This window comes from Robiginitalea sp., assembly GCF_049588695.1.
Lineage (GTDB): Bacteria > Bacteroidota > Bacteroidia > Flavobacteriales > Flavobacteriaceae > Robiginitalea.
Genome location: NZ_JBAVZJ010000083.1, coordinates 1 through 1,647 on the forward strand (window position 1 = coordinate 1; position 1,647 = coordinate 1,647).

2 protein-coding genes are annotated in these 1,647 nt (G+C 49.7%); both read right to left on the bottom strand.

What is annotated here, in order from left to right; translation table 11 throughout:
* A partial coding sequence (locus tag WBV75_RS01730) for a hypothetical protein (RefSeq protein WP_424118931.1) occupies positions 1–925 on the bottom strand: 925 nt, incomplete at its 3' end.
* 128 nt (positions 926–1,053) lie between these two features.
* Positions 1,054–1,647, bottom strand: a 594-nt coding sequence (locus WBV75_RS01735) for an outer membrane beta-barrel protein (protein WP_424118932.1), incomplete at its 5' end; no start/stop codon positions are given.

The following is a 1,647-nucleotide window of genomic DNA, read 5'->3' on the forward strand; positions in this document are numbered from 1 at the left end:
CCTTAAACCAGTCTGTGGTCGTATCGCCAAACCGCAGTGTCTTGCCGTTCCAGAGGTGGAAAAACTCATGGGCAAACATAAACCAGCCCACCATCTGGTCCATAGGATTCCCGTCCGGGTTCATGAACATACTGAGGTGGTTACCGATGACTTCTCCATCTACACGCTCCGACTGACTGATGATTACCAGGCTATATTTTAACTCTTTCCCCGGACCTGCTTTCGGAATACCGCCCATCAAGTTGATATAATAATCCATGACCCCGGAAGCTACATTGACAAACCGCGATGCTTCCCGCTCCACCTTTTCACCCCCAAGGACAAACTTCAGGGTGAATCCGTCACTTTCTATTATTTCTTCCTCCTGGGACCCGGCAAACAGAAAACTGTCCTGCAGATCAAGCAGATCGTATGCGCGATATACGTTCTCCGAAAGAGAATCGGATTGCCAGGAAGTCGATACGTTCCAGGCCCCAGGGCTGTCCACCTTAACATGTATATCCTGTTTTCTCTGTCCGTTCATCACAAAAAGGGACCTGCCCGAAGCCATAATACCCCAGTCCCGGGTGTATGCGACCCCGTCAATGCCCCCTGGCCACGAGATTTGCTCATGTTCCAGAACCATATCATATGTGAGCTCTACCTCCTTGCCTGTATCTATCCCCGAGAGTATCCAGTCTCCATCCACCGTTTTTAGCACTGAAACAGGTTGCCCATCCGGTCCGTTCACATGGAGATTCTGAATATACTGTGGCCACCTTTCCGGCACGGGGCCATTGGAGCTCATATAGAGCAGGGAATCCTCCAGCTGGATTTGAGCCTGAACGTGGATCCTGTCTGTGCTTGTCGAATCGAATGTCAGGAAGTATCGGTCTGAATATTCAATCCCCCGGGGTTGGCAACAGGCGCTTGACACAATTAACACCACTAAAATTATTGAAGTAATAAACTGCTTCATGGGAGTTCGTTCCTATGAGATACCGACGAAGCAGTGTTGAAAATGTTACATCTGCACTGGTATTAGAACGTGAGATGATTCTTGATTTTATAATCTCAGGGTTGCTTAGGTGAATTTAATGGCACCCCAAACTCCACGGCCAGGGAGGCCCCAATGAAGAAGTCCTGGTCTTTCGCACCCCCTTCGGCCCTGAATACGGGTTCACGGCCTCTGAGCCATCGTGCTTCCACACGCCCGGTCACCCCGGGAACAGGGACGTAATCCATATTCAAAGAAACCCCAAGGGTGCGAAATCCATCCGGGACATCCGTCGGGATGATAACCCCATCCGGATCCTGATAGTATTCCACCCGGACAGCAGTTCGCCAAGACCTGTGCATTTTATATTGCCCGATTATCGTCGGAGTAAGCCAAAGGTTATAGGTGTTGCTCCCTTTGCCTTCCTGTTGGATTCCCATATCAAAACCCGTGATAATCCCAAGTTTTTTGGTTATTTGGAACCTCCCGAAAAGGTTGCTGAAATAACGCATACGTCTTTGTGAATCAGGATCATCCGTGCCAGCAAAAGTACTCCAGTTCATCTGAAAATTTTCCGACGGCGTGTATAGGACTTGGGTGCCAAATGAAAGCAGGGAATTCCCGGATACTTTCCGGATCCGCTGCCATCCGTTGACCACGAGCCCGGCAAA